Annotated in this window: 25 protein-coding genes; 10 read left to right on the forward strand and 15 right to left on the reverse strand. The window is 72.0% G+C overall.

Translation table 11 applies throughout. The features are described from left to right. Positions 1-31: 31 nt before the first annotated feature. From RI578_RS04285 to RI578_RS04310, 6 genes are all read right to left on the reverse strand, one after another. Positions 32-913 (reverse strand): PRC and DUF2382 domain-containing protein, encoded by an 882-nt coding sequence (locus RI578_RS04285; RefSeq protein WP_310869799.1) that lies wholly within the window; start codon positions 911-913, stop codon positions 32-34. Positions 914-985: 72 nt separating this feature from the next. Beyond that, positions 986-1,786: a lysophospholipid acyltransferase family protein gene (locus RI578_RS04290; protein ID WP_310869800.1), complete on the reverse strand. Its 801-nt coding sequence runs from the start codon at positions 1,784-1,786 to the stop codon at positions 986-988. Then, positions 1,786-2,556 (reverse strand): GNAT family N-acyltransferase, encoded by a 771-nt coding sequence (locus RI578_RS04295; RefSeq protein WP_310869801.1) that lies wholly within the window; start codon positions 2,554-2,556, stop codon positions 1,786-1,788. Before RI578_RS04295 ends, RI578_RS04290 begins: the two co-directional genes overlap by 1 nt. Positions 2,557-2,778: 222 nt before the next feature. Next, positions 2,779-3,528: a succinate dehydrogenase/fumarate reductase iron-sulfur subunit gene (locus RI578_RS04300; RefSeq protein ID WP_310869802.1), complete on the reverse strand. Its 750-nt coding sequence runs from the start codon at positions 3,526-3,528 to the stop codon at positions 2,779-2,781. After that, complete coding sequence (locus tag RI578_RS04305) at positions 3,525-5,474, reverse strand: fumarate reductase/succinate dehydrogenase flavoprotein subunit (protein WP_310869803.1); 1,950 nt, start codon at positions 5,472-5,474, stop codon at positions 3,525-3,527. The genes RI578_RS04300 and RI578_RS04305 overlap by 4 nt, the downstream gene beginning before the upstream one ends. A gap of 1 nt (position 5,475) precedes the next feature. Further along, positions 5,476-6,147, reverse strand: coding sequence for a succinate dehydrogenase (locus RI578_RS04310; protein WP_310875658.1), 672 nt, complete (start codon positions 6,145-6,147; stop codon positions 5,476-5,478). 131 nt (positions 6,148-6,278) lie between these two features. Here RI578_RS04310 and RI578_RS04315 point away from each other — a divergent pair, with 131 nt between their 5' ends. Continuing rightward, the gene (locus RI578_RS04315) at positions 6,279-7,163 is read left to right on the forward strand and encodes a LysR substrate-binding domain-containing protein (protein WP_310869804.1); all 885 of its coding nucleotides are present in this window, start codon (positions 6,279-6,281) and stop codon (positions 7,161-7,163) included. Between the two features lie 119 nt (positions 7,164-7,282). Here the strand turns inward: RI578_RS04315 and rmdA are convergent, their stop codons facing one another. The 3 genes from rmdA to RI578_RS04330 all read right to left on the reverse strand — a co-directional run bounded on the left by rmdA (position 7,283) and on the right by RI578_RS04330 (position 11,417). Beyond that, positions 7,283-9,427 carry a cyclic Di-GMP phosphodiesterase RmdA gene (gene rmdA, locus RI578_RS04320; protein ID WP_310869805.1) on the reverse strand — a complete coding sequence of 715 codons (2,145 nt, stop codon included), beginning with the start codon at positions 9,425-9,427 and terminating at the stop codon, positions 7,283-7,285. After that, positions 9,424-10,236 carry an SAM-dependent methyltransferase gene (locus tag RI578_RS04325; protein WP_310869806.1) on the reverse strand — a complete coding sequence of 271 codons (813 nt, stop codon included), beginning with the start codon at positions 10,234-10,236 and terminating at the stop codon, positions 9,424-9,426. The genes rmdA and RI578_RS04325 overlap by 4 nt, the downstream gene beginning before the upstream one ends. Positions 10,237-10,463: 227 nt before the next feature. Further along, on the reverse strand, positions 10,464-11,417 hold the full coding sequence (locus RI578_RS04330; RefSeq protein WP_310875659.1) for an SCO0930 family lipoprotein: 954 nt from the start codon (positions 11,415-11,417) through the stop codon (positions 10,464-10,466). A gap of 816 nt (positions 11,418-12,233) precedes the next feature. On the opposite strand from RI578_RS04330, the gene RI578_RS04335 reads away from it, so the two are divergent. The 3 genes from RI578_RS04335 (at position 12,234) to RI578_RS04345 (ending at position 13,912) form a co-directional block, all read left to right on the forward strand. After that, complete coding sequence (locus RI578_RS04335; RefSeq protein WP_019330432.1) at positions 12,234-12,365, forward strand: hypothetical protein; 132 nt, start codon at positions 12,234-12,236, stop codon at positions 12,363-12,365. A gap of 16 nt (positions 12,366-12,381) precedes the next feature. Next, positions 12,382-13,146 carry a hypothetical protein gene (locus RI578_RS04340; RefSeq protein ID WP_310869807.1) on the forward strand — a complete coding sequence of 255 codons (765 nt, stop codon included), beginning with the start codon at positions 12,382-12,384 and terminating at the stop codon, positions 13,144-13,146. Positions 13,147-13,381: 235 nt separating this feature from the next. Next, entirely contained in the window at positions 13,382-13,912 is a 531-nt protein-coding gene (locus tag RI578_RS04345; protein ID WP_310869808.1) for a hypothetical protein, read from the forward strand. A gap of 166 nt (positions 13,913-14,078) precedes the next feature. Here RI578_RS04345 and RI578_RS04350 read toward each other — a convergent pair whose 3' ends face one another. Further along, a complete protein-coding gene (locus tag RI578_RS04350) occupies positions 14,079-14,573 on the reverse strand; it encodes a hypothetical protein (RefSeq protein WP_310869809.1) in 495 nt (164 codons plus the stop codon). A gap of 332 nt (positions 14,574-14,905) precedes the next feature. Here RI578_RS04350 and RI578_RS04355 point away from each other — a divergent pair, with 332 nt between their 5' ends. Then, on the forward strand, positions 14,906-15,571 hold the full coding sequence (locus RI578_RS04355) for a class F sortase (RefSeq protein ID WP_310869810.1): 666 nt from the start codon (positions 14,906-14,908) through the stop codon (positions 15,569-15,571). A gap of 31 nt (positions 15,572-15,602) precedes the next feature. On the opposite strand, the gene RI578_RS04360 is transcribed toward RI578_RS04355, so the two are convergent. Next, entirely contained in the window at positions 15,603-16,439 is an 837-nt protein-coding gene (locus RI578_RS04360; RefSeq protein ID WP_310869811.1) for a polysaccharide deacetylase family protein, read from the reverse strand. A gap of 109 nt (positions 16,440-16,548) precedes the next feature. On the opposite strand from RI578_RS04360, the gene RI578_RS04365 reads away from it, so the two are divergent. Both RI578_RS04365 and RI578_RS04370 read left to right on the forward strand, forming a co-directional pair. Beyond that, on the forward strand, positions 16,549-17,010 hold the full coding sequence (locus RI578_RS04365) for a universal stress protein (RefSeq protein WP_310869812.1): 462 nt from the start codon (positions 16,549-16,551) through the stop codon (positions 17,008-17,010). A gap of 135 nt (positions 17,011-17,145) precedes the next feature. Then, positions 17,146-18,558 (forward strand): amino acid permease, encoded by a 1,413-nt coding sequence (locus RI578_RS04370; RefSeq protein WP_310869813.1) that lies wholly within the window; start codon positions 17,146-17,148, stop codon positions 18,556-18,558. 6 nt (positions 18,559-18,564) lie between these two features. On the opposite strand, the gene RI578_RS04375 is transcribed toward RI578_RS04370, so the two are convergent. Then, positions 18,565-19,719: a CapA family protein gene (locus RI578_RS04375; RefSeq protein ID WP_310869814.1), complete on the reverse strand. Its 1,155-nt coding sequence runs from the start codon at positions 19,717-19,719 to the stop codon at positions 18,565-18,567. Positions 19,720-19,973: 254 nt separating this feature from the next. Between RI578_RS04375 and RI578_RS04380 the strand changes: the two genes are divergently transcribed. The 3 genes from RI578_RS04380 (at position 19,974) to RI578_RS04390 (ending at position 22,024) form a co-directional block, all read left to right on the forward strand. Further along, on the forward strand, positions 19,974-20,528 hold the full coding sequence (locus RI578_RS04380) for a sigma-70 family RNA polymerase sigma factor (protein ID WP_055421597.1): 555 nt from the start codon (positions 19,974-19,976) through the stop codon (positions 20,526-20,528). A 141-nt stretch (positions 20,529-20,669) separates the two neighbouring features. After that, positions 20,670-21,182 carry a hypothetical protein gene (locus RI578_RS04385; RefSeq protein ID WP_310869815.1) on the forward strand — a complete coding sequence of 171 codons (513 nt, stop codon included), beginning with the start codon at positions 20,670-20,672 and terminating at the stop codon, positions 21,180-21,182. Between the two features lie 191 nt (positions 21,183-21,373). Next, on the forward strand, positions 21,374-22,024 hold the full coding sequence (locus tag RI578_RS04390; protein WP_310869816.1) for a zf-HC2 domain-containing protein: 651 nt from the start codon (positions 21,374-21,376) through the stop codon (positions 22,022-22,024). Positions 22,025-22,044: 20 nt separating this feature from the next. Here the strand turns inward: RI578_RS04390 and RI578_RS04395 are convergent, their stop codons facing one another. From RI578_RS04395 to RI578_RS04405, 3 genes are all read right to left on the reverse strand, one after another. After that, positions 22,045-22,857 (reverse strand): SigB/SigF/SigG family RNA polymerase sigma factor, encoded by an 813-nt coding sequence (locus RI578_RS04395; RefSeq protein WP_310869817.1) that lies wholly within the window; start codon positions 22,855-22,857, stop codon positions 22,045-22,047. A 133-nt stretch (positions 22,858-22,990) separates the two neighbouring features. Next, positions 22,991-23,854: a DNA-formamidopyrimidine glycosylase family protein gene (locus RI578_RS04400; RefSeq protein WP_310869818.1), complete on the reverse strand. Its 864-nt coding sequence runs from the start codon at positions 23,852-23,854 to the stop codon at positions 22,991-22,993. A gap of 41 nt (positions 23,855-23,895) precedes the next feature. Then, complete coding sequence (locus RI578_RS04405; protein ID WP_310869819.1) at positions 23,896-25,986, reverse strand: SpoIIE family protein phosphatase; 2,091 nt, start codon at positions 25,984-25,986, stop codon at positions 23,896-23,898. Between the last annotated feature and the right edge of the window lie 20 nt (positions 25,987-26,006).

The raw sequence follows: 26,006 nt of genomic DNA on the forward strand, positions 1-26,006 counted from the left end.
CGCGGGCCCTCCTGGTGACGGCCCAGGGCGGCTACTCGCGGCCCTTGCGCAGGTCGTCGTCGGTGTACTCCTCCGTCTCGGCCTCGATCCGCTCCTTGCGGACCCGGCCCCGCACGGTCTCGTTCTCGGTGTGCTCCTCGGTGGTCATCCGGACGCGCTCCACCGGCACCGTCTCGGTCTCCACGACGGGGCGTTCCTCGTGCAGCGTGACCTCGTGCTCGTCCTCGCTGATCTCCGGACCGGAGAGCGCCTCGCCGCGGTTGGCGTCCGTGATGGGCTCGCGCTCCACCCGCACTTCCTCGTGGGTCACCGGAACGGTCTGCTGGACCTCCTCCGTGACCACGTACTTGCGCAGCCGGGCCCGGCCGCTCTCGCGCCGTTCGACGCCGACGTGCATCTGCTCCTCGGAGCGGGTCATGGCGTCGTCGCCGCGCATGCCCGTCCGGTCCGCCGCGTCCTGCCTGCCGGCCATGCCGGCCGCACCGGCCGCGCCGGCCACCCCGCCGGCTCCGGCGGCTCCGGCCGTCCCGGCCGGGCCCGGCCCCGCGGCCCAGCGGCCGTCGTCGGTCCGCTCGGCCTCGGAGAGCACGCTGTCCCAGTTGATGCCGTAGTAGTCGTAGAGCCGGTGCTCCTCGGTCTCCGACAGATGTCCGCCCGCGTCGACGTCCACGCTGGGGGCGCCCTTGACCATGTCCTTGCGGTAAGGGACCTCAAGGTGGTCCTGCACCAGCGCGGCGTCGCGGATGGGCACGAAGGACTCGTTGGAACCGAGCATTCCCGTCTTCACGCTCACCCACTCGGGGCGACCGGTCATGTCGTCGAAGAAGACGTGCTTGGCGTCGCCGATCTTGTTGCCGTCACCATCGTAGACCGGATGGTCCAGGACGTTGGCGATCTCTTCACGGGTGATCATCTGGCATCACCCTCCTTCCGGAGTGCCTGCCTTCCGAATGTCCGTATCAGAGGTACGAAAACGGATCATACGTCACAAATGCCACATACTTTTCGAAGGTGCTTTCCCCTGGGCGGCGTGGGCGAGCGAGCGGCGGTCGGCGTGGCCGCCCGGTCCGATGACCGGCCGTACCTCCACCTCCGCGGTCAGCCCGCGCGCCGACGCCACCCGCCACAGGGAGGCGAGCAGGGTGTCCTCCCCGACGAACGCGGGCGCCGTGCTCACCGCCCGCTCCCCGGCCCGGTACCGGATACGGACCGGCTGGACGGGCACCCCGGCGTCCAGGGCGGCCTGGAAGACGGCCCGGCGGAAGGGCCCCTGAGCGCGTCCGCACCAGGTGCTGCCCTCGGGAAAGGCGGCGACGGCGGCACCCGCACGCAGGGCCCGCGCGAGCACGGCGACCGTGTCCGGCAGGGCCCGCAGCCGGTTCCGCTCGATGAACAGAACCCCGCCGCGCGCGGCGAGGGACCCCGCCACCGGCCAGCGCCGGATCTCGCTCTTGGCCAGCATCCGCGCGGGGCGCACGACGGCGAGCAGCGGGATGTCGAGCCAGGAAACGTGGTTGGCGACGAGGAGCAGCCCGCCGGCGGGCGCGGCGGCGCCGGTGACGCGGACCCGGACGCCGGCGGCCCGCACGATCCACCGGCACCAGCGTCGCACCACCGCCGCGGGTACCTGTCTGCCGAGCGGTGTCAGCACGATCGCGATCCCGGCCAGCAGCAGAACGGCGACCGCGGTCAGCCGCAGCACGGCGCGCGGTACGGCTGCCACGGCCCGGGACGGCTCCACGCATGCCCCCGGGGTGCAGGGCGCGGCGGGCAGCCAGGCGCCCATCAGGCCGGGACGAGCGAGAGGAAGTGCCGCAGATAGCGCGGGTCGACCCGGCTCATCGGCAGCAGCACGTAGAGGTCGGCGACGCCGAAGTCCACGTCGTGCGCGGGTTCCCCGCAGACCCAGGCACCGAGGCGGAGGTAGCCGCGCAGCAGGGCCGGCAGTTCGGTGCGGGCGGCGGGCGCCGCGCTGCGCGGGGTCCACGGGAGCAGCGGCCGTACCCGGAACTCCTCGGGCGCCAGGTGCTTGGCCCGCACCCGGTTCCAGGTGCCCGCGGCCAGGGTGCCGCCGTCGGCGAGCGGGATCGAGCAGCAGCCCGCCAGCCACTCGTGGCCGTGGTCGGTCATGTAGCGGGCTATGCCGGCCCAGATGAGCCCGATGACGGCACCGTCGCGGTGGTCGGGGTGCACACAGGAGCGGCCGACCTCGACGAGCCCGGGGCGGATCGCGTCCAGCGCCGCGAGGTCGAACTCGCTCTCCGCGTACAGCCGCCCGGCGACCGCCGCGCGCTCCGGCGGCAGCAGCCGGTAGGTGCCGACGACCTGCCCGGTCGTCTCCTCCCGCACCAGCAGGTGATCGCAGTAGGCGTCGAAGGGATCGACGTCGTGCCCGGGCTGCGGGCTCGCCAGCAGGGCGCCCAGCTCCCCGGCGAAGACGTCGTGCCGCAGGCGCTGCGCGGCCCGCACGTCCTCCTCGTCGCGGGCGAGGGCGACGGTGTAGCGGTGGGGTGCGGCGGGCTTCGGGGGGCGGTCTGCGGTCAGTACGCCGGTCATAGCACTCTCCTGGTCACGGGCAGGGGCGGCGACGGCGGGCCGACGGTGTACGGTCCGCCGCACCTGTTCTTCCGCTGCCGGTTGGCCGGTGCGTGACCTGGGCCGGGAGAGTGGATGTTGGGCTGTTGAATGCCAGGGGCGAAAGCGAGACGGGGCCGGGAGGAGCACCTCCCCCGGCCCCGTCCGTCCGCACCCTTCGGCGAACGTTCGGTCGGGCCCGCGCTAGCGCTTCGCCACCTTGCGCGTGGCCCGCAGCCATTCCTTGTTCATGCTGGTGATGGAGAAGAGCGGGATGCCCTTGGGGCACGCCGTCGCGCACTCGCCGGCGAGGGTGCAGCCGCCGAAGCCCTCGTCGTCCATCTGCGCGACCATGTCCAGCACCCGGGTCTCCCGCTCGGGCGCCCCCTGCGGCAGGACGTTCAGGTGATTCACCTTCGCGGACGTGAAGAGCATCGCCGCCCCGTTCGGGCAGGCCGCCACGCAGGCGCCGCAGCCGATGCACTCGGCGTGCTCGAAGGCGAAGTCGGCGTCCGGCTTGGGCACCGGGGCCGCGTGGGCTTCCGGCGCGGCACCGGTCGGCGCGCTGATGTAGCCGCCGGCCTGGATGATCCGGTCGAAGGCCGAGCGGTCGACGACCAGGTCCTTCACGACCGGAAAGGCGGATGCCCGCCACGGCTCGATGTCGATGGTGTCGCCGTCCTGGAAGGACCGCATGTGCAGCTGGCAGGTGGTGGTGCGCTCGGGGCCGTGGGCGTCGCCGTTGATGACCAGCGAGCAGGCGCCGCAGATGCCCTCGCGGCAGTCGTGGTCGAAGGCGACCGGGTCCTCGCCCTTGAGGATGAGCTCCTCGTTGAGGGTGTCGAGCATCTCCAGGAAGGACATGTCGCGGGAGATGCCGTCCACCTCGTACGTGGACATGGCGCCGTCGGCGTCGGCGTTCTTCTGCCGCCAGACGCGCAGGGTGAGCTTCATGCGTAGCTCCGCTGAGTGGGGTGGACGTACTCGAAGACCAGGTCTTCCTTGTGCAGGGCCGGGGCCTCGCCCGTGCCCGTGAACTCCCAGGCGGCGGCGTACCCGAACTCGTCGTCCCTGCGGGCCGCCTCGCCGTCGGGGGTCTGGGACTCCTCGCGGAAGTGACCGCCGCAGGACTCGGCCCGGTGCAGCGCGTCGAGGCACATCAGCTCGGCGAGTTCCAGGTAGTCGACGATGCGGTTGGCCTTCTCCAGCGACTGGTTGAACTCCTCGCCGGTGCCGGGGACCTTGATGCGCCGCCAGAACTCCTCGCGGATCTGGGGGATGCGCTCCAGGGCCTTGCGCAGCCCGGTGTCGGTACGGGCCATGCCGCAGAACTCCCACATCAGCTCGCCGAGTTCGCGGTGGAAGGAGTCGGGGGTGCGGTCGCCGTCGACGGACAGGAGCAGGTTGAGCCGGTCCTCGGTCTCGGCCAGCACCTCCTGCACGACCGGGTGGCCGTCGTCCACCTCGTCCTTGTGCGGGTTGCGGGCGAGGTAGTCGTTGATGGTGGCCGGGAGGACGAAGTAGCCGTCGGCCAGGCCCTGCATCAGCGCGGAGGCGCCGAGCCGGTTGGCACCGTGGTCGGAGAAGTTGGCCTCGCCGACGGCGAACAGGCCGGGGACGGTGGTCTGGAGGTCGTAGTCGACCCACAGCCCGCCCATCGTGTAGTGCACGGCCGGGTAGATCCGCATGGGTACCTGGTACGGGTCCTCGTCGGTGATCCGCTGGTACATGTCGAAGAGGTTGCCGTACTTGGCCTCGACGGCCCCCCGGCCCATGCGCTTGATGGCGTCGGCGAAGTCCAGGTACACGCCCTGGCCGCCGGGGCCGACGCCCCGGCCCTCGTCGCAGACGTTCTTGGCGGCGCGGGAGGCGATGTCGCGGGGCACCAGGTTGCCGAAGGACGGGTAGATGCGCTCCAGGTAGTAGTCGCGCTCGTCCTCGGGGATCTTGTTCGGCGGCCGGTCGTCGCCCTTGGCCTTCGGCACCCAGATCCGGCCGTCGTTGCGCAGCGACTCGCTCATCAGCGTCAGCTTGGACTGGTGGTCGCCGGTGCGCGGGATGCAGGTGGGGTGGATCTGCGTGAAGCAGGGGTTGGCGAAGTAGGCACCGCGCCGGTGCGCCCGCCACACGGCGGTCGCGTTGGAGTTCATGGCGTTGGTGGAGAGGTAGAAGACGTTGCCGTAACCACCGCTGGCGAGGACGACCGCGTCCGCGAAGTACGTGTTGATCTTCCCGGTGACCAGGTCCCGGGCGACGATGCCGCGCGCCCGGCCGTCCACGACGATCAGGTCGAGCATCTCGGTGCGCGGGTGCATCTCGATGTTGCCGGCCGCGATCTGCCTGCTGAGGGCCTGGTAGGCGCCGAGCAGCAACTGCTGCCCCGTCTGGCCGCGGGCGTAGAACGTGCGGGAGACCTGGACGCCGCCGAAGGAGCGGGTGTCGAGCAGGCCCCCGTACTCGCGGGCGAAGGGCACGCCCTGGGCCACGCACTGGTCGATGATCTCGACCGAGATCTGCGCGAGCCGGTGCACGTTGGACTCGCGGGAGCGGAAGTCGCCGCCCTTGACGGTGTCGTAGAACAGGCGGTGGATGGAGTCGCCGTCGTTGCGGTAGTTCTTCGCGGCGTTGATGCCGCCCTGCGCGGCGATGGAGTGGGCCCGGCGCGGGGAGTCCTGGTAGCAGAACTGGACGACGCGGTAGCCCTGTTCGGCGAGGGTCGCGCCGGCGGAGCCGCCGGCGAGCCCGGTGCCGACGACGATGACCGTCTGCCCCCGCCGGTTGGCGGGGTTGACCAGCTTGGCCTCGAAACGGCGGGTGTCCCAGCGTTCGTTGACGGGTCCGGCGGGGGCCTTGGTGTCGGCGACCGGCTCACCGGTCGTGTAGTCGACGTAGGTTGTCATGTCAGCTCACCACTCCGGTCATGACGCCCACGGGTACGGCGACGAAACCGACCGTGAGCAGCAGCGCGAGGACGTTGGCGACGGCCTTCAGGGCGCGGTCGCGGGTGCGGCTGCCGGCGCCGAGGGTCTGGGCGGCACTCCAGAAGCCGTGCCGGATGTGCATGCCGACGGCGAGCACCGCGACGATGTAGACGACGTTGCCGTACCAGGTGGAGAAGGTGTCCACGACGTTCTGGTAGGGCTTGCCCGTCTCGAAGCCGCCGGGGTGCACGGTGCCGGTGGTCAGGTCCAGGATGTGCCAGACGATGAACAGGGCCAGGATGATCCCGCCCCAGCGCATGGTGCGCGTCGCGTAGCTGGAGCGCGGCTTCTTGTGCACGTACCTGCTGGGCCGCGCCTTGATGTCGCGGCGGCTGAGCTGGTACGCGGAGACGGCGTGGGCGACGACGGCGACGACCAGCACGACGCGGATCAGCCAGAGCGTCCACTCGTAGTGCATGAACGGTTCGCCGACCGTGCGCAGCCAGTGGGCGTACTCGTTGAACTCGCTCGTCCCGAAGAAGATCTTCAGGTTCCCGATCATGTGGGCGACCAGGTACAGCAGCATGACGAGACCACTGATCGCCATCACTGTCTTCTTGCCGACGGTCGAGTCCCACACGGTGCGCGCCAGGGACGGCCGTCGGTCCGTCCGCGTTGCCAGAGCCATGGCACAGGACGCTACGGGGCGAAGGGGTAATCGGTCCAAGACATGGTCTGGCTCGTTTCCATAGGCTGTGGCTATCCACGGCGTATGCTCGCGGTATGCAGTTGCAGCAGCTCCAGTACTTCGTGGCGGTCGCCGAGACCCGGCACTTCACCCGGGCCGCGGAGACGGTCCACGTGGCCCAGCCGTCGCTGTCCCAGCAGATCAAGGCGCTGGAGCGGGAGCTGGGCGCCGACCTGTTCCTGCGGGCGCGGGGCAACATCACGCTCACCGACGCCGGGGAGGCCCTGCTGCCGCTGGCCCGGCGCATCCTGGCCGACGCGGACACGGCCCGCCACGAGGTGCTGGAGCTGGTGCAGCTGCGACGCGGGCGGGTGCGGCTGGGCGCCACGCCGAGTCTGTGCACCGGGCTGCTGCCGGACGTGCTGCGCGCGTTCCACGACCGGTACCCCGGCATCCAGCTCATGATCGAGGAGGGCGGCTCGCACGACCTGGTGCGGGAGCTGGCGCGCGGCGCGCTCGACCTGGCGCTGGTGGTGCTGCCGCTGCCCACCGCGTCGCCGGCGCTGACCACGGTGGAGTTGCTGCGGGAGGACCTGGTGGTGGTGTCGTCCCCGGAGTCGCCCCGGCCGGGCGGTGGGCGGCGGGCGGTGCGCATCGCGGACCTGGAGGGCGAGCGGCTGGTGATGTTCCGGCACGGGTACGACCTGCGGGAGCTGACCGTGGCCGCGTGCCGCGCGGAGGGCTTCGAGCCGGACTTCGCGGTCGAGGGCGGGGAGATGGACGCGGTGCTGGGGTTCGTGCGGGCGGGGCTGGGCATGGCGGTCGTGCCCCGGATGGTGGCGGCGCGGTCGGGGCGGGGGCTGCGGGTCACTCCGTTGGCTCGGCCGGGGTTGTACCGGACGATCGCGCTGGCCCATCGCAGCGATGTGGCTCCGCCTCGGGCGGCTCGGGAGTTGCAGCGGATGCTGTTGGAGCGGTGAGGAAGCGCCGTTGTGGTTGGGCGCCATCGCCGGCTGCGGGTGCGTGGGGGCTGGTCGCGCAGTTCCCCGCGCCCCTTTCGGGGCGCTGCCCCCACGCCAGTGGAAGGGCGCAGGGGGATTTACGCCGTTGCGTCGACCAGGGCCAGGTCGTGGAGTCTTTCCGGCGGCCCCGGGCGGGCGTAGTACCAGCCCTGGGCCGTGTCGCAGCCGAGTATGCGCAGTTGCTCGGCCTGGGCGCCGGTCTCCACGCCCTCCACAGTGACCGCGAGGTCCAGGCTGTGGGCCAGGGCGACGATGCCCTCGACGATCTTGAGGTCGACGGGGTCGGCCGGGAACTGCTGCATGCTCTGGGTGAAGGAGCGGTCGAGCTTGAGGACGCTCACCGGGAGGCGGCGCAGGTTGGCGAGGTTGGAGTAGCCGGTGCCGAAGTCGTCCAGGGCGATGTCGACGCCCATCTCGGCCAGCCGGCGCAGCGGCTTGAGCAGGTCGTCGTCGGCACCGATCAGCGCCGACTCCGTGACCTCCAGGCACAGCGCGTCGGGCGCGACGCCGGTCCGCTCCAGGATGTCGACGGTGTCCTGGACCAGGCCGGGGTGGGTGAGCTGGCAGGGCGAGAGGTTGACGTTGATGCGCAGCGGGCCGGCGGCGGTCGTCGCGCCGTACCGCTCCCGCCACGCGCGGGCCTGGCGCACCGACTGCTCCAGCACCCAGCGGCCCAGCGGCACGATCAGTCCGGTGTGCTCGGCGAGCGGGATGAACCGGTCCGGGCCGAGCACCCCGTGCTGCGGGTGCAGCCAGCGCACCAGGGCCTCGGCGCCGCGCACGCTGCCGTCGCCGAGGTGCACCAGCGGCTGGTACTCGATGAAGAACTCGCCCCGCTCCAGGGCCGCCGGCAGCGCGGTCGTCAGGCCGTGCCGGGTGATGACGCGGGCGTCGGCCTCCGGGTCGGCCAGCTCGTAGCGGTTGCCGCCCGCCGACTTGGCCCGGTACATGGTGATGTCGGCGCTGCGCAGCACCTCCGCCGGGCTGCGCTCCCCCGCCGGGCCCTCGACGATGCCGATGCTGCCGCGCACGGTCAGCTCGCGGCCGTCGACGCTGATCGGGGCGAGCAGCGCGTTCATGATCCGCCCGGCGAGTTCGTCGACCTCGTCCCGGGTGCCCGGGCCCGTGGTCAGCGCGACGAACTCGTCGCCGCCGAGCCGGGCGACCATCTCGCCGGGCGCGGTGGCGCAGGACTGCAGGCGGTCGGCGACCTCCACGAGCAGCCGGTCGCCGGCCGCGTGGCCGAGGCTGTCGTTGACGGTCTTGAAGCCGTCGAGGTCCAGGTAGCACAGGCCGAAGCGCTGGCCCGGGCCCGCGTTGAGGGCCTTCTCCAGGCGTTCGAAGAAGAAGCTGCGGTTGGGCAGGCCGGTGAGCGCGTCGTGCGTGGCCTCGTAGCGCAGCCGCAGATTGAGCAGCCGGCGTTCGGTGGTGTCCTCCATCAGCGCGAGCTGGTACTGCGGGGTGCCGTCGGCGTCGCGCAGCAGGGAGACGGTCAGGTTGGTCCACAGGACCGTTCCGTCGGGCCGGTAGAAGGCCTTCTCCAGGTGGTAGGCCTCGCGCTCGCCGCGCACCAGTTCGTCGTAGAGCCGCCAGGTCTGGGGCGCGTCGTCGGGGTGCGACCACTCCCTGACGTTGCGGCCGCGCAGCGTCGGGTCGGCGATGCCGAACATGCGCATCAGGGCCCCGTTCACCTGGAGGACGTTGCCGTCCAGGTCGGCGATGCCGATGCCTATGGCGGCGCCCTCGAAGACCGCGCGGAAGCGGGCCTCGCTGTCGTGCAGGGCCTCGGCCACCACTCCTTGCGCCCGCAGGGCGGCCTGCGCGATGGCCTCCTGTTCGGCGAGGGTCCGGGCGCGCAGCGCGGCGGCGAACCCGGCCGCCATGGCGTGCTGCATCCGTGCCGAACGGGCCCGCAGGCCCTCGACGTCGCCGTCCTCGCCGCAGTAGAGCACGAGGTAGGCGTCGACGCAGTCCAGCGTCCGGGCGAGCGCCTCGGGGTCGGTGCAGTGGGAGTCGACGAGCGCGGCGCCGACCGCCCTGGCCTCGTCCGCGTCGAAGCTCCGCGCCCGCAGCACCTCGCTCAGCCGGCGGGCCAGCGGCAGCAGTTGTTCCTCGAACTCGGGCCGGGTCGACGACGTGGAGGTCACCGGGAACACCGCCCGGCTCCAGATCGTCGCGAACCGGCGCAGTCTGTCCTCCGGCCCGTCCGGTTCCGCGATCACGCCGTACGCCCCACGCCGGCGAACCCGGAGAACGTATACGGGTCCTCGTCCTCCGGCGCCTCGTCGGGCCGCCAGCGCGGCATCGGAACCAGTCCGGGTTCCACCATGTCGTACCCCTCGAAGAACCGCGCGATCTCCTCGCGCGAACGCATGATCAGCGGATTGCGGATGTCCTTGTACACGTCCACCGCGCCCCCGGCCCGCTCGGCGGGCAGCGGGATCCCCTCGTACGAGGCATGCGTGAGCACGAGCAGGCTGCCGGGCGCGAGCGCGTCGCTCAGCTCGGCCACCGCCGCATACGGGTCGTCCGCGTCTTCCACGAAGTGCAGTATGGCAACCAGCAGCAGGGCCACCGGCCGATTCAGGTCGATCAGCCGCTCCACCTGGGGGCTGGCGAGGATCTCCCGCGGCTTGAGGAGGTCGGCGGCCACGACGTCCGCGTCGTCGTTGCCCGCCAGGACGGCCTCGCTGTGCGCGACCGCCACCGGGTCGTGGTCGACGTACACGACGCGGGCGCCGGGGCGGCTGCGTGCGGCCACCTCGTGGACGTTGCCGAAGGTGGGGATGCCGGAGCCGATGTCCAGGAACTGGTCGATGCCCTCGTCGGCCGCGAAGCGCACGGCGCGGCGCATGAACGCCCGGTTCGCCTGCATGATCTTGGGGAGGCCCGGCATGAACTCCATGGCCCTGCGGGCCGCTTCCCGGTCGACCTCGAAGTTGTGCGAACCGCCCAGGTAGAAGTCGTAGATCCGGGACACGCTGGGCACCGAGATGTCGATGCTGCGAGGGGCCCAGGCGGGACGCTCCATCTAGCTCTCCAAGGGGCATTGGCGATCCGGTGTTCGAGCTGAGGCTACTGATCGCCTGCCAAAGGGGCGAGCCCAAACGGAAATTGACCGTCCGTTCCCGGTCACTGCCTGCGGCACGTGCCGCGTGCCAAGGCACACCAAAGCGCGCGAACGGGACCGTCCCCTCCGCCTGGGTACGGAGGGGACGGTCCGCGGGTCGCGCGCCGAGGGCGGCGGGCGGGAGGCCGCTACTTCTTCGGCGCGCCGACCGGCTTTCCGTCGGGCGAGACGGCGTACCAGGTGCCGCCGACGCCCTGACCGTTGGTGTCGCCGGCCTTCTTGTCACCGGCGAAGGTGTAGATCGGCCAGCAGTCGACCGTCTGCTGCTCGGCGCCGTCGGGCCGGGTGAAGGTCATCAGGTCCTTCTTGACGACGCCCTCGGTGTCGTTGGGCTCCACGGGCGCGACGACCGGCCACTTCTCCAGGCAGGCGCCGGTGCAGGCCGACACCGGCTTCGGCCAGGCCTCGTCCTTCATGAAGCGGTAGACGGTCATGCCGTTCTTGTCGACGACGATCTCGCCGAGCTTCGGGTCGTCGCGGGTGGAGAGCCCGGGCGCCTCCTCGGCCTTGGCCTTCTTGCCGTCGGCGGCCAGCGCGTACCACTTGCCGCCGACACCCTGGCCCTTGACGTCACCGGCGGCGGTGTCCTTGGCGTAGCGGTACGCCGGCCAGCCGCCGATGGTCAGCTGCTTGGTGCCGTCGGGGCGGGTGACCTCGCCGAGCAGCGCCTTGTCGATGCCCTCGCCGGCGAGGGCGTCGTCGGCGGCCACGGGCGGCCAGGCGGTGGCGCAGTCGTTCTCGCACGTCGTCTTGGGCGGCTTGGCGGTGTCCGCGTCGAAGCGGTAGAGGGTGCGGCCCGCTCCGTCGGTCACCAGTTCGCCGATCTCCGCGTTGGTGGAGACGGACAGCTTGCCCGCGGACTCCGGCGGGCTCGCCGACGCCTGGGCGCCGCCGGTGCCGCTCGCCAGTCCGTCGCCGGCCCCGGCCCCTGCTCCGATGTCGCCGACGTCGCCGGGCGCGGCCGTGGCGCCCACGTTCTGGCTGCCGGTGGCGCCGCCGCCGTCCTGGCCGCACGCCGTCGTCAGCGCCAGCACCACCGCAGCGCTCGCCACGAGTGAGGCGCTCCGCCAGGAGGTCTTCATCGTCAATCCCCGATCGTCACGAAGGTGTTGGGGCGGCCGCTGCGCCGCCGCACGACACTGGGTACGCACGGCGCAGCCGGTTGTGTTCAACGGAGCCGCGGTTTTCTTTCCCGGCCGGACCAATACGGCGACCACTCCGGCGACGACCACGGTGTCGCCCGACGAGCGGCGGACCCGCCTCGACCCGCGACCCGCGCCTGCCACACCCCTGCCCGTACACACGTGCGCCTCCTTGGGGGCAGAGGTGTGCGCTGGTCAAACCGCCGGTCGGCCCGCGTCCCTCCTTCGGGGCAATCGTCCGGTAATCGGGCGTGGCCCGGCCCGGCAGGCTCCATGATCTGCGTCGTGCATGGACCCGAACCGACCCGATCCGCTTCTGCCGGACGGGTGTTGGCCCTGGTGACGCTGACGTTCACACTCGTCGGCGTACCGGTCGGCCCGGCGCAGGCCGACGCCTGCGCGTACGCGTCGACCGGACCGGGCGGCACCGACGCGGTTGCCGTCGCCGGGAGCGACTCCTGGCCCACCTTCCCGCCGTGCCCCGAGCCCTCACCGACGCCCACTCCCACCCCGCCTCCCAAGCCACCGCCACCTCCGCCTCCGCCGGAGCCCACTCCCCCGCCGCCCCCCGCGCCGAAGCCTCCCCGGCCGACGCCGCCCGACCCGAAGCCCGAGCCGCCGCCTCCGCCGCCCCCGGCGCCGGCCCGGCCCGCACCGGCACCGCCCCCCAGCCCCGCCCCTACGCCGCCCCGTCCCGCGCCTCCCGCGCCCGCCCCGTCGTCGGCCACGCCCACGCCGCGGCCGTCGCTGAGCCCGGTGCACTACCCCCGCTACCGCGCCGCCCGGCCGCAGCAGCGGTCCTCGCGCGGGGCCACGTCGCCGCTCGTCTTCGTCCTGCTCATCACGGTGCCCGCGGTGGTCGCCGTCGCCGCGCTCCGTGCGCGCTGATCTTCTGGAGCCTCTCTTGCCGGAATGGCTTGTTCTCACCCTCGCGATGCTGGCGGCCTGTGTCGTGGTCGTCATCATCACCCTCGTACGGCACCGCCGGGCGTCCGACGACGAGGACATCACCGAGACCCCGGACGTCATCGAGTACATGACGATGTGGATCGGCGTGGTGTACGCCATCGTCCTGGGCCTGGCCATCGCCGGTGTCTGGGAGGCACGCAGCGCCGCCCAGGACCACGTACAGGCGGAGGCGGTCGCGCTGCACGAGATCTCGGAACGCGTCCGGGTCTATCCGCCCGACGTCCGTGACCGCATCCGGGAGGATGTCAACGCCTATGTCGGACACGTCGTCACCACCGAGTGGAAGGCCATGGCCGACCGCGGCGAGGTGACCGAACGCGGTACCGAACTCCTCGACCGCGTCCGCGCGGACGTCACCGACTACGAGCCGAGGACGGACTTCGAGGCCCAGGCGTACCAGCCGCTCGTCGACCAGGTGACCGCGGCGGACCAGGCCCGCATCGCCCGGGCGGAGTCGACCGGGGCGACCATGCCGGGCGTGGTGTGGTTCGGGCTCGTCACAGGAGGCGTCGTCACGGTCGGCATGGTCTTCGCCCTGCAGATCCGGCGTACGGCGCGCGAACTGATCCTCGCCGGGCTGTTCTCGGCGCTGATCGCCTTCCTGCTCTTCCTGATCTGGGACTTCGACGCACCGTTCAGCCGCGGCGTGGCGGCGTCGACGGATCCGTTCCTGAACCTGTTCCCGGGGGCCGAGGGCTGAGGCGTCCACGCGGACGGGCACCTACGGGCGCCCCCGGCGGCCCCTGCACCGGGCACCCGCCGGGGGACGCCCGACACACCGGCACCGTCCCCTGAGCGGCCCACACACTTGCCCCATTCGCGCGACTGCGATCGCGCCTACGTGCACGGTTTCCTAGCGTTTCGGGCATCGAGGTGCATTCTGGCGCGAGCGGAACAGGTCCGCCGCCGCTCCTCGGGGACCCGGAGGATTCACCATGCGCGCGATACCCGCCGCCTCGGTCGCTCTGCTGGGCGTCGCCGCCCTTTCCGCCTGCGTACCGGCCGGGGCTGCCGTAGGGGGCAGCAGTTCGACGTTCGGCTTCACCGTCCATCCCGCCACGGTCGCGCCGGGCGGCGAGGTCACGCTGGGGGTGGGCCGCGGTGCCGACGGCTGCCGGGGCCGCGTCACGGTCTCGTCGGCGGTGTTCGACACGGTCACCATCCCGCGGCACGAGTCGTCCGCGACGGCACAGGTCGACCGGGACGCCAGACGTGGGGCGGTCTACCAGGTGACGTTCGCCTGCGCCAAGACGACCGGCACCGTGAACCTGACCATCGCGGGCCACCACTCCGACCACCCCACGCACGAACCCCGCCACCCCTCCAAGGGCGTGCACGCCGGCGAGGGTGGCAGCGTCGCCGGGCTCGACGTGAAGGAGATCGGGCTCGGCGCCCTGCTCATCGCGGGCTCGGTCGGCGCGGCCTACCACCTCTCGCGCCGCCGCTCCGCCGGGGACGGCGCCTGACATCCCGCTGCCCCACGCGCCGTACAGGGCTTCGCCCCGGACCCGTTGTGGATCCGGGGCGAAGCCCTGTCGACGTGCGACGCCGGCGCGCGGTCCGAAGGGGGCCGCACGGACCCGCCTGTGAAGGCGAGCCCGTACGCTGCCGGACGAAGCGGACGGGGACGGTTCAGAACCGCCGCTCGGCCCGGCGGCGCATCCAGAACAGGCCACCACCGGCGACGGCCGCGGCGACGAGCCCGCCGCCGATCGCGATGTCGGTCGGGGTCGCCCCGCTGGAGCTGCTGCCGCCGACGCCGCCGCGGACGCCGCCGATGACGGTGAAGGCAGCCGGACGCGTCAGTCGCCTGCCCGAGCAGTTGACGGTGATGTCGTAAGAGCCCGGCCGGGCGTCCTCCTTGATGGTGGCGGTGCCCTTGGAGGTCTCGTTGGCACCCTTGACCGGGGTCAGGTGGGTCGTCCGGAACGCGTCCGAGGTCATCGTGCCGCCCTGCGGGCAGCCGTCGACCGTGACGGTCATCTGACCGCCGCGGGCGATCACACTGGGCAGCGCGACGATGTTGGACGGCTGGTTGTGGTCGCCGCCGGCGGTGGCCGTGGGGGCGGCCAGCCCGAGGACAGCGACCGCGGCGCCGGCTGCCGCGAGGGCACGAGTGTTACGCATGTGATCCTCCGCGGAAGACGCCCCGGGTCCCGTCCCCGGTCGATCGGCGAGAAAGCGCCTCCCAGAAAGACCCTCAGTTGACCTGCGCGGAGCCGCATTTCGGGAATGGTCCGTCCTGGTGAGGGGGCATACCGGGCCGGTGCCGCGCGAGTGGATATCGCCGCAGGTCACGGACCGTCAGAAATTTCCTGCCGGGGAAATCCCGGATGGCTCATGGAAGGGCGTGCGCGCCACCCGTTCGCCGCCGCCCCGTCGCCGGTCGGGCGCACGGCGCTTAGCGTGCTCGTATGCGCGAATGACACGGCGACGGCCGCGTCGAGAGGGGATGGCGAATGTATGCGTCCGAGTTGGCCGAAGAGGAGGAGCGGACCCGGAAGCGCGCTCCCTGGGGCGTGATAGCGCTTGTTCTGCTGACCGGGCTCGCGCTCATCCGGAACGGTTCGGGGGAATTCGACGTGGGCCCGCCGCAGCCGGCGTCGGCCGCCGCCTCGGACACCCGCGTCGCAGGGGGCGACGGCGCCGCCGCGGGGCTCACACCACTGCCGTACTCGGTGCCCGACCGGGTCGGCATTCCCGCCATCCAGGTGGACGCGCCGATGATGCCGGTCGGTCTCGACGCGGACGGCTGGGTCGGCGCGCCGCCGCCCGAGGACCCGAATCTGGCCGGCTGGTTCACCGGCGCGGTCTCCCCCGGGGAAAAGGGCACCGCGGTCGTCGTCGGCCATGTCGACAACCAACAGGGTCCCGCCGTCTTCTACGGGCTCGGGGCGCTGAAAAAGGGAAACAAGGTCGACGTGCACCGCCAGGACGGAAAGACGGCGGTTTTCGAGATCTACGGCATCGAGGTTTTCGAGAAGGACGATTTCCCCGGCGACCGGGTGTACGCCTCCAAGGGCAGCCCGGAATTGCGGGTCATCACCTGCGGTGGCGGTTTCTCGAAGCAGAACGGATACGAGGGGAACGTCGTCGCCTTCGCCCGCATGACCGGGATCCGCTGAGCGTGCCCCGGCCGGGCGGGCGTCGCGGGCGTCAGACGTAGCGCCGCCGGGGGACGGTGAGGTGGTAGCCGGAGTCCAGCAGCTCCGGCAGGTAGGAGCGCAGGGCGCGGACGCTCTGCGAGCGGTCGCCCCCGGCGTCGTGCGAGAGCACCACGACGCCGGGGGCGGCACCGTCCTCGACCCGGTCGACGATGGTGCCGGTGCCGGGGGTGGTCCAGTCGAGGGTGTCCACGGTCCAGGCGAGCGGTTCCATGCCGAGTTCGGCGCCGAGTTGGAAGGCGGCGCGGTTCCACGCTCCGTACGGGGCCCGGAACCACCGGGGCGGCTCGCCGTAGGCCTGCTCGACGACCTCGCTCGTGCGCTCCATCTCGGAGCGGATACGGCGCCGGCCGAGCTTGGTCAGCAGCGGGTGGGACCAGGTGTGGTTGCCGACGACGTGCCCTTCGTCGGCCATCCGGGACAGCAGGTCCCTGTTGTGGTCCGCCATCTCGCCGCACACGAAGAACGTCGCGCGCACGTCGTACTTCGCCAGTGTGTCCAGGATGTCCGGGGTGTAGCGGGGGTCGGGCCCGTCGTCGAAGGTGAGCAGCATGGTGCGGCCCCGGCCCGACACGCGCAGGATCGGCTCGCTGCGCACCGGGGTCCGCGCGGGCGCGGCACGTGGCGCACCGTATCCGGTCAAGGGCTGAAGGCGGTATGCGGAGGGCTTGAGCGGGCGGTGCGCCGGGGAACCCGGGGCGGGGGCGACCGGCCGGGCCGGTCCGTCCCCCAGAGCCACCGCGAGCGCGCCGGCCGTGCCCGCCGCTCCCACGGCCGCGGCGCCGGCCAGCAGTGCGCGGCGTCGTGTCAGCAACTGATCCTTCTTCATGACTCATCAGTCGCCCGGCCACGGTCCGGCGCACCTGAGCAACACCGGTGCGGCGGCACGGAACCACCCGCACGGCCCAAGATCACGAGCGACCGGATAACCTCGCCGCGTGACGGAACAGCACTCCCAGCAGTTCGAACGGGGCACGGACGGGCCGAAGGTCATCGTGGCCGGGGTGGACGGCTCCGACTCCTCGCTCCGGGCGGCGGCCTACGCAGGTGGTCTGGCCCGGCGGCAGCGCGCGCTGCTCGCCGTGGTGTACGTGCAGCCGGTGCTGGCGTCGGGCGCGGCGCTCGGGGCGCCGGTGGCGGAGACGACCGACGAGATCGCCGAGGACCTGGTGGCCCAGATCCGGGAGGCGACCGAGCGGTCCAAGGGGATATTCGACGTGCGCTGGGAGTTCCACACCTTCCGCGGCGACCCCTACAGCGGGCTGGTCAGGGCGGCCGACGAACTGAAGGCCGACGCCGTGGTGGTGGGCGCCTCCGAGCAGGCCGGACACCGGATCGTCGGTTCCGTCGCGGTGCGGCTGGTGAAGGCGGGTCGCTGGCCCGTGACAGTGGTGCCGTAGCACCGGTCTCAGCGGTGCGTGAGCGGTGTGTGGGCGACGCGTGAGCGGTGCGTGCGTCGTGGCTTCCGTCGCGGGCGCGTGTGAGTCATCATGATCCACCGTCAGCCGTTTGCCATTCACAAAGAGGTGAGGCGCGTGGCCGGGTTCCGCATGGGCGAGGGCGTTCTCCGCCGCAAACCCATCGAGCACATCGAGGACACCGAGGGCGGGGAGGGCACCGGCCTGCAGCGGACGCTGGGGCTGTGGCAGCTGACCGCGATCGGCGTCGGCGGCATCATCGGGGCGGGCATCTTCACCCTGGCCGGCACGGTCGCCAACGGCACGGCGGGACCGGCGGTCCTCGTCTCCTTCCTCATCGCCGGCGTCGCGAGCGCGGCGGCGGCGCTGTCGTACGCCGAGTTCGCCGGGATGATTCCGAAGGCGGGTTCCGCCTACACCTACGGTTACGCGGTCCTCGGTGAGCTGGCGGGCTGGTTCATCGGCTGGGACCTGCTCCTGGAGTACACGGCGATCGTGGCGGTCGTGGCGATCGGCATCTCGGGCTACTTCAGCTTCCTGGTGGGCGAGATGGGCGCCGACATCCCGAGCTGGATGCTGGGCGCGCCGGGCACCGGCGACGGTCACAGGGTCGACCTGTTCGCCGCGCTGCTCTGCCTGCTCATCGCGTACCTGCTGAACCTGGGAATCAAGAACGCGGCCCGCTTCGAGATGGTCGTGGTCGTGCTGAAGGTCCTGGTGGTGCTGCTGGTGATCGCGGTCGGCGTCTTCCACATCGACACCTCGAACTACAACCCGTTCTTCCCGTACGGGGTCGGCGGCGCGTTCACGGGCGCGGCGACGGTGTTCTTCGCGGTCTTCGGCTACGACGCCATGTCGACGGCGGCCGAGGAGTCGAAGGACGCCCAGCGGCACATGCCGAAGGCGATCATCTACTCGCTGGTGATCTCGATGGTGCTGTACGTGGCCGCCTGCCTGGTGCTGACCGGCATGCAGAACTACAGGAGCATCGACCCGGAGAGCGGCTTCTCGACGGCCTTCAAGTCGGTGGGGCTGAGTTCCCTGGCCGACGTCATCGCGGTGGGCGCCATCATCGGCATCCTCACCGTGATGTTCACCTTCATGCTGGGCGTCACCCGCGTGTGGTTCTCGATGTCGCGCGACGGGCTGCTGCCCAAGTGGTTCGCGAAGACCCACCCGACGCGGCACGTGCCGACCCGGGTCACCTGGATCGTCGGGTTCGCGTCGGCCGCGATCGCCGGGTTCCTGCCGATCGGCGAGGCGGCCGAGCTGACCAACATCGGCATCCTGCTGGCGTTCGTGGTGGTGTGCGCGGCGGTGATCGTGCTGCGCTACCGGCAGCCGGACCTGCCGCGCACCTTCCGCACGCCGTTCATGCCGTTCGTCCCCGCCCTGGGGATCGTCTTCTCGATCTGGCTGATCACGTTCCTGCAGTGGCAGACGTGGGCGCGGTTCGCCGTGTGGTTCGCGCTCGGGCTGGTGATCTACTTCGGGTACTCGTACCGGAAGTCGGAGCTGGCGCGCCGTTAGCCCGGCCTACTCCCCCATCACCAGCCCGTCCTCGGCCGCGCCCCGGCTGAGCACGACGTCGCGGATCCGGTCGCGCACGGCACGCAGGTCGGCGCCCTGCTCCAGCGCGCGGTTGAGGTTCACCACCCGGCCGGCGTCCACGTCGAACAGCTGCGGGACGAACTCGGCCCGGGTCACCCGCCAGCGTTCACCGGGCCGGGCGGGCGGGGCGAAGGTGAAGCGGCCGATGGACGACTGGTTGCCGCGCGGGTCCCGGGCACCCTCGTCGTTGATCATCTCGCCCGCGATCTGGTCGCCCATCCCGTAGATCACCCAGGTGCCGTTGACCTTCTCGTACGCCTGCGGGACGTGGGCGTGGGTGCCGAGGATCAGGTCGATGTCGGGGCGGTCGCCGGTCTTGGCGGCGGTCAGGCTCCGGGCCAGGGTCAACTGGTCCTGGTCGGGCTCGTCCTGCCATTCGGTGCCCCAGTGCAGGGACACGACGACGATGTCCGCGCCGGCTTCCCGGGCGGCCCGGGAGTCCGTGACGATCCGCTCCTCGTCGATCATGCCGACCGCCCAGGGCTGCTCCTCGGGAATCGGGTGGCCGTTGGTGTGCAGGGTGTAGGCGAGGTGGGCGACGTCGGCGCGGCCCGCGCGCAGGACCGTCGTGGTGCGCGCCTCGGCCTCGGTGCGTGCCGTACCGGCGTGCCGTACACCGGCGCGGTCGAGGGCGTCCAGGGTGCGGCGGATACCGTCGGCGCCGTCGTCGACGCTGTGGTTGGAGGCGGTGGAGCAGCCGTCGTAGCCGGTGGCGGCCAGCGCCTCGGCCACCTGGGGCGGGGACTTGAAGAGGGGGTAGCCGCTGTAGTCGCCGTTCACGCCGTACACGGTCTCCATGTGACACAGGGCGAGGTCGGCGCGCGAGACGACCGGTTCGGCGCCGGCCAGCATGGGGCGGAAGTCGTAGCCGGTGCCGCCCGCGTCGAAGCGGGCCCGTTCGATGATCGAGTCGTGCGGCAGTACGTCGCCGGAGGCGACCAGGGTGAAGACGCCGGTGTCCGCGGCGGACGGGGCCGGGGCCGGCCGTTTCGGCGGTTCGTGGTCGCGGGCCTGGCAGGCCGCGCCCACCGTGAGAAGGGCGGTCAGGGCCAGGGCCACCTGCCGACTGCGTGTGATCATCCGTTCACTCCGCTGGGGTCGCACACACCGATGAATAGTCACATTTACTTACAAACAGGTAATGAGGCTCACGGTGTCCCAGGCGGCTCCGACACGCCCATTAGCCCGTCCGGCGTGCGCGAACGGGGTGCGCCGGCCGGTCGAACGGGGGACGCCGACCGTTCGTCGAACCGTTCGTCGACGCGATCGACCGTCCGTCGCACACCCGTGCGCGCGCCCTGTCCCCGGGCGGCGGCCTGCGGTGCCATACGGCCATGACGGCCGGAATCACCCTGACGGACAGAACGAACGGGACGACCGCCGAGCACGAGCTCGCCGCACTGCAGCGCGAGCACGGCCGGCCGCTCTTCGCGTTGCTGCTGCGGCTCAGCGACGGCGACCGGCAGCGCGCCGAAGACCTCGTGCAGGAGACCCTGGTCCGCGCCTGGCAGCACCCCGAGGCGCTGCGCGCCGACGACTTCGACTCCGTACGGCCCTGGCTGCTCACCGTGGCCCGGCGACTCGCGATCGACGCGCGCCGGGCCCGGCAGGCGCGGCCCGCGGAGGTCGGCGACGCCGTGCTGGAGAACGCGCGGGTCTGTGCCGATCACGCCGAACGGGCCGCGGCGGCCCTGGATGTGCGCGAGGCTGTGAAGACACTCACTCCGGAGCACCGTGAAGTCCTGGTGCTGGTGTACTTCCAGGGGGCGAGTGTGGCGGAAGCCGCGGCAGCCCTGGGCATCCCGCCCGGTACCGTGAAGTCCCGCGCGTACTACGCGCTGCGAGCCCTGCGCAGGGTGCTACCGGGATACGCCGCCGACCTGCGGTGAAACCGACCGTATGGTCAAACCTCCGTAAAGCGCCTTGCCCAGGACCCCGGTTGAGTAATCGGCTGTCCTCATCCGTGTTCCGGACGGGGGCCCATGACCCGGGTCGGGCGACGCGTACGCACCGGAGGAAGGCAGGAAGGGATGCTGCACAGAGGTCAAGAGAGCACGGACGGCACCGGTGGGGGCGAACTGACCGTTCCCATGGCGTGGTTGTACGCCGAGTACATCGCCGACGAGCTGCTGCGGACCGGCGACCTGATGCCGCCGACGTCCTTCGAGTTCCGCGCCGGGCGCGACGCCCTGGCGCTGACCGTCTTCCTGTCCGACACCGACGACGAGCTGGTCGGCATCCGGGTCATCACCCGGCTGGAGACCTGGCTGTCGCTGACCGCGTACGACCAGCCGTGGCACGAGTGGGTGCGGGTGCGGCTGGCCGAGGTCACGGCCGACACGATCGCCGCCGGCCGGCACTCGCCGGACCTGGAGCTGGCGCGGGACGCCTGGCGCTGGCTCCAGGACACCGAGCTGCTCGCCCCGGACCTGAACGCGGTCCCGGGCGGGGCGGTGACCGGGGAGGACGAGGGGCCGAAGGTGTGGACCCCGGCGTGGCAGCTGGGGCTGCCGCTCGGCCACCTGGCCATCCATCTCTTCTAGGGGACGGGCCGGTTTCCCGGAGACCCGGCCGGTTTCCCGAACTTCTTCTCGGGCGGAGCAATCCACGGGCCCGACCGCTCCGAACCCCTTGGTTGCGATTCTGTCCGTGGCTTGAGTGATTCGGCTGTCCGGTGCGTACGGGTGGGAGCAAGGAGTGACCCCACCCACACCCAACGGCACGAGGATTCGGCATGAGGTCCCTGGAAAGGCATCGTGACGTCGGCGCCTACGCGCTCGGCGTGCTGGACGAGGCGGAAGCGTTCCGCTTCGAGGACCACCTCATGGAGTGCCCCCGGTGCGCGGCGCAGGTGACCGAATTCGGCCCCGCCACCCGCCAGTTGATGCTGTACCGGCGGGCGACGCCACACCTCGTCCATCCCATGACCAGGCCCGGTCCGAGGCTGCTGGACCGCCTGCTGTCCGAGGTGACCACGCGCCGGAGGGCCGGCCGCAGGCGGGTGCTGTACGCCGTGGCCGCCGCGGTGGTGTGCGCCGTGGCCGGTCCCGGCGTCGTCATCCACGCGGGACAGGCCGACCCGGCGGTGCGGATCACCGCGACCGACGAGCGGTCCGGGGTGTGGGCGCGGGTCACCACCGAGGACGAGGTCTGGGGCACCGATGTGGAGCTTGAGGTCAAGGACGGGGCGGGGCCGCGCTCCTGCCGCCTGGTCGCCGTCGGACTCGACGGCACGGAGCAGACGGTCACGAGTTGGAACGTCCCCGGGCACGACGCCCGGCCGAACACCATGCACGGCGGGGCCGCCCTGCATCCCGACCAGATCGCCCGCTACGAGGTGCGCACCGCGGACGGGGAACACCTGGTGACACTTCCCGCCGGCTGAGTGGTCACCGTCAGTCACCGTCAGTCGAGCGTCTCGCGCCGCAGCCGGGCGCAGGTCTGGCCGAGCAGCCGGGAGACGTGCATCTGGGAGATGCCCATGCGTTCCGCGATGCGGCTCTGCGACCAGTCCTCGAAGAAGCGCAGGTAGAGGATGGCGCGTTCACGCGACGGCAGCCGGCGCACCGCCTCCTTGACGCTCTCCCGGTCGACCACCAGCTGGAAGGCGTGGTCCGGCTCCCCGAGGAAGTCCGCCGGGCTCGGCCCGTCACCGTCCGCGCCGCCGCTCCCGGCGTCGAGGGACAGGGCGCGGTAGCTCTCGAGCGCCTCCAGCCCGTCGCGGACCTGCTGCTCGGACAGCCCGGTGTGCCGGGCCAGATCGTCGACGGTGGGGCACGCGCCGCCGGGGCCGAGGGCCAGTTCCACATACGCGGCCCGCACGCGGTTGCGGAGTTCCTGGACGCGGCGCGGCACCCGGACGTCCCAGGTGCGGTCGCGGAAGTGCCGCCGCAGTTCCCCGCGGATGGTGGGTATCGCGAACGGCTCGAACGGCCCCCTGGCCGGGTCGTACCGGCGGATCGCCTTGAGCAGCCCCAGGGCGGCGACCTGGCGCAGGTCCTCGGTGCTCTCGCCCTTGTCACGGAAGCGGGAGGCCAGCCGGTGGGCCATGGGCAGCCAGGCCCGGGTCAGCTCGTCCCGCAGCCGCTCCTTCTCGGGCCCGTCGTCCAGTACGGCGAGACGGGCGAAGGCCGCGGTGACGGCGTCCGGGGTGTCGGGCGCGGGGCGCCGGACGGCGGCCGCGGTGGGGTGCGGGCGTGCGGCGACATGGGTCGGCATAGGGCGGGGTTCCTCACTGTGGGCTCGGTCACGCTCTCTCCGACCTTCTCTGCCCATGCCCCCCTTGGCCGCATTCGGGACTTTCGTCCCTAACTGTGCGGAACCGTAGCTTTTCTCGCTGAACCGGGCGGCGCTACTTGAGCAGCCGGGACAGCCTCCGGTCCGCCAGCGGCTTGCCGCCGGTCTGGCAGGTCGGGCAGTACTGGAGCGAGGAGTCGCTGAAGGAGACCTCGCGAACGGTGTCGCCGCACACCGGGCAGGGTTCGCCGGTGCGGCCGTGCACGCGCAGCCCGCTCTTCTTCTCGGCCTTGAGCCGGCCGGCGGCGATGCCCCGGGAGCGTTCGACCGCCTCGGTGAGCGTGCCGCGCAGCGCGGCGTACAGCCGTGCGGTCTCCTCGTCGGTGAGCGACGCGGCCAGTTTGAAGGGGGACATCCTCGCCGCGTGCAGGATCTCGTCGCTGTACGCGTTTCCCACGCCCGCGATCAGGCTCTGGTCGCGCAGGGCGCCCTTGAGCTGCCGCCGCTCGCCTTCGAGGAGAGCGGCGAAACGCGCCTCGTCGAAGTCGTCGGCGAGCGGGTCGGGGCCGAGCCGGGCCACGCCGGGCACCTGCCGCGGGTCGGCCACGACGTACACGGCGAGCCGCTTCTGCGTGCCCGCCTCCGTCAGGTCGAAGCCGGCGCCGGTCTCCAGGGCGACGCGCAGGGCGAGCGGGCCCTTGCCGGGGCGGGGAAGGCCGCTGGGGAGGCTGTCCTTCCAGTGCAGCCAGCCCGCGCGGGCCAGATGGGTCACCAGATGCGGGCCGTCGGCGGTCTCCACGTCGAGGAACTTGCCGTGGCGGTGCACCGCCGCCACCTGGTGGCCCTCCAGGGCGGTGAGCGGAGGGTCATACGTCTTCAGGACGCTGATCGCCACGGGCAGGACGCGGACGATCTCTCGGCCGGTGAGGTGCTCGGTCAGGAAGTCCCTGAGCGCCTCGACCTCGGGCAGTTCGGGCATACGTCCAGAGTGCCACCGGGGACCGACAGTGCCAGTGGGGCTCAGCCCGCGCGGTGGGACACCACGAACTCGGACCACACGCACTTGCCGCCGCCGCGCGCCTCCACGCCCCACTCGTCGGCGAGGGTCTCGACCAGGAGCAGCCCGCGTCCGGAGACGCCGGCGTCCCCGGCGTCGCGGCGGCGCGGCAGGGCGCTGGAGGAGTCCTCGACCTCGACCCGCAGCCGGCGGTCGGTGCCGGTGAGCAGCCGCAGGGTGACGACGGCGGAGCCCTCGGTGTGCATGAGGGCGTTGGTGACCAGTTCGTCGGCGACCAGCTCGATCTCGTCGCTCTGGCCCGCGGCGCCCCAGGCGCGGACGGCGGCGCGGATCATGTGCCGGGCCTCGGTGAGGGCCTCGGGGTCGCCCGGGGACACGTGCTGCTGGAGCCGGCCGAAGGTCCGGGGAGTGTTCACCCCGTGGCGGCGCAGCAGGAGCAGCGCCACGTCGTCGTCGCCGCCGCGCTCCTCGGCCACGTCGATGAGCCGGTCGGCCAGGTCCCGTACGTCCTGCGGGCCGGAGGCGACCAGCGCCGTGAGCACTTCTATCCCCTCGTCGAGGTCGGCGCCGGGCTGCTCGACCAGGCCGTCGGTGCACAGCAGCAGGGTGTTGCCCGGGTCCAGCTCGACGGTGGAGACCGGGTAGGCGAGGCGCCCGAACTCGGCGGACAGGCCGAGCGGCAGCCCGCCCTCGACGGGGACGCGGCGGCAGGTCCTGTCGTCGCGCCGCAGCAGGGGGTCGATGTGCCCGGCGCGGACCACCTGGACCACTCCGGTGCCCAGGTCGGCCTCCGCGTACAGGCAGGTGGCGAAGCGGTCGGTGTCGAGTTCGTGGAGGAAGACGGAGGCCCGTGCCATCACCGTGGCCGGGGGGTGGCCCTCGGCGGCGTAGGCGCGCAGCACGATGCGCAGCTGGCCCATGACGGCGGCGGCGTGCGTGTCGTGGCCCTGGACGTCGCCGATGACGGCGCCCACCCGGCCGCCGGGCAGCGGGATCAGGTCGTACCAGTCACCGCCGATGTCGCGCCCGAGGGAACCGCCGATGGTGGCCGCGCGGTAGCGGACGGCGACGTCGCAGCCGGGGACGCTGGGGATGGAGCGCGGGAGCATGGCCTGCTGGAGGCCCTCGGCGAGGTCCATCTCCTGCTCGTAGAGCATGGCCCGCTGCAGGCTCTGCGCGATGCCGCTGCCCAGCGCCACGAGTACGTTGCGGTCCTCCGCGGAGAAGCCGCGCCGGTCGCTGTAGAGCAGCCCGATCGCGCCGATCGGCCGGGCCTGGGCGATCAGCGGGAGGTAGGCGGCCGCGGTGATGTTCAGGTGGGTGATGCTCTGCCAGAGGAGGGGGTAGCGCTCCGCGAACTCCTCCGGCGACTCGATGAAGCGGGGACTGAGGGTCCGTACGGCCTCGCTCATCGGGTACGGCTCGTCGATCCGGGTGACGCGGGTGCCCGGGACGAAGCTGTTGTCGGGGCCGTCGGCGACCAGCCGGATGCGGCCGGCCTCGACCAGGCCCATCACGAGGCTGGTGGCGCCCAGGCGGGTGAGGCCGTGGGTGTCCCGCAGGACCTCGATGACGTCGTCCACCGTACGGGCGTGCGCGAGGGCGGCCGTGGCGAGCTGGACGACGTTGGTGAGCCGGCGGCGGGCCTCGTCCTGCGCGGCCTGCTCGCGGCGGGCCTCGATGTCGCCGACCTCCTGGGTGGCGTCGCGGACGATGCCGATGATCCGGCGGGGGCGGCCGGTCTCGTCGCGGCGGATGTAGCCCTGGGTGCGGGTCCAGCGCAGGGTGCCGTCGCGGCAGCGCAGCCGGAAGTAGGTGCCGTAGTTCTCGCTGCCGTCCTTCATGGCCTGGGCGACCAGGGCGTCCAGGCGGTGGCCCTCGGCGGTGGGTACGCGCACCGACAGCGACTCGGGGCGCCCGTCGTACTCCTCCGGGCGCAGGTCGAACACCTCGTAGGCCTGGGCGTCCATGTGGAACAGTCCCGTGTCCAGGTCCCAGTCGAAGCTGCCCATGCGGTTGAGCGCCAGGATCGGGTCCGGGTGGGCGGGCCAGTCGTCCGGGAGTGACAGGGCACTCGCACCCCGATCAGCCATGGGCCCCACCTTGCCAGGAT

It is taken from the genome of Streptomyces sp. BB1-1-1 (genome assembly GCF_031597775.1).
GTDB classification, from domain to species: Bacteria; Actinomycetota; Actinomycetes; order Streptomycetales; family Streptomycetaceae; genus Streptomyces; species Streptomyces thinghirensis.

What these genes read in the sequence shown, in the direction of transcription:
- RI578_RS04285 (WP_310869799.1), bottom strand. Translation starts at nt 913, where the DNA reads ATGATCACCCGTGAAGAGATCGCCAACGTCCTGGACCATCCGGTCTAC.
- RI578_RS04290 (WP_310869800.1), bottom strand. Translation starts at nt 1,786, where the DNA reads ATGGGCGCCTGGCTGCCCGCCGCGCCCTGCACCCCGGGGGCATGCGTG.
- RI578_RS04295 (WP_310869801.1), bottom strand. Translation starts at nt 2,556, where the DNA reads ATGACCGGCGTACTGACCGCAGACCGCCCCCCGAAGCCCGCCGCACCC.
- RI578_RS04300 (WP_310869802.1), bottom strand. Translation starts at nt 3,528, where the DNA reads ATGAAGCTCACCCTGCGCGTCTGGCGGCAGAAGAACGCCGACGCCGAC.
- RI578_RS04305 (WP_310869803.1), bottom strand. Translation starts at nt 5,474, where the DNA reads ATGACAACCTACGTCGACTACACGACCGGTGAGCCGGTCGCCGACACC.
- RI578_RS04315 (WP_310869804.1), top strand. Translation starts at nt 6,279, where the DNA reads ATGCAGTTGCAGCAGCTCCAGTACTTCGTGGCGGTCGCCGAGACCCGG.
- RI578_RS04325 (WP_310869806.1), bottom strand. Translation starts at nt 10,236, where the DNA reads ATGGAGCGTCCCGCCTGGGCCCCTCGCAGCATCGACATCTCGGTGCCC.
- RI578_RS04330 (WP_310875659.1), bottom strand. Translation starts at nt 11,417, where the DNA reads ATGAAGACCTCCTGGCGGAGCGCCTCACTCGTGGCGAGCGCTGCGGTG.
- RI578_RS04345 (WP_310869808.1), top strand. Translation starts at nt 13,382, where the DNA reads ATGCGCGCGATACCCGCCGCCTCGGTCGCTCTGCTGGGCGTCGCCGCC.
- RI578_RS04350 (WP_310869809.1), bottom strand. Translation starts at nt 14,573, where the DNA reads ATGCGTAACACTCGTGCCCTCGCGGCAGCCGGCGCCGCGGTCGCTGTC.
- RI578_RS04355 (WP_310869810.1), top strand. Translation starts at nt 14,906, where the DNA reads ATGTATGCGTCCGAGTTGGCCGAAGAGGAGGAGCGGACCCGGAAGCGC.
- RI578_RS04360 (WP_310869811.1), bottom strand. Translation starts at nt 16,439, where the DNA reads ATGAAGAAGGATCAGTTGCTGACACGACGCCGCGCACTGCTGGCCGGC.
- RI578_RS04375 (WP_310869814.1), bottom strand. Translation starts at nt 19,719, where the DNA reads ATGATCACACGCAGTCGGCAGGTGGCCCTGGCCCTGACCGCCCTTCTC.
- RI578_RS04380 (WP_055421597.1), top strand. Translation starts at nt 19,974, where the DNA reads ATGACGGCCGGAATCACCCTGACGGACAGAACGAACGGGACGACCGCC.
- RI578_RS04385 (WP_310869815.1), top strand. Translation starts at nt 20,670, where the DNA reads ATGCTGCACAGAGGTCAAGAGAGCACGGACGGCACCGGTGGGGGCGAA.
- RI578_RS04390 (WP_310869816.1), top strand. Translation starts at nt 21,374, where the DNA reads ATGAGGTCCCTGGAAAGGCATCGTGACGTCGGCGCCTACGCGCTCGGC.
- RI578_RS04395 (WP_310869817.1), bottom strand. Translation starts at nt 22,857, where the DNA reads ATGCCGACCCATGTCGCCGCACGCCCGCACCCCACCGCGGCCGCCGTC.
- RI578_RS04400 (WP_310869818.1), bottom strand. Translation starts at nt 23,854, where the DNA reads ATGCCCGAACTGCCCGAGGTCGAGGCGCTCAGGGACTTCCTGACCGAG.
- RI578_RS04405 (WP_310869819.1), bottom strand. Translation starts at nt 25,986, where the DNA reads ATGGCTGATCGGGGTGCGAGTGCCCTGTCACTCCCGGACGACTGGCCC.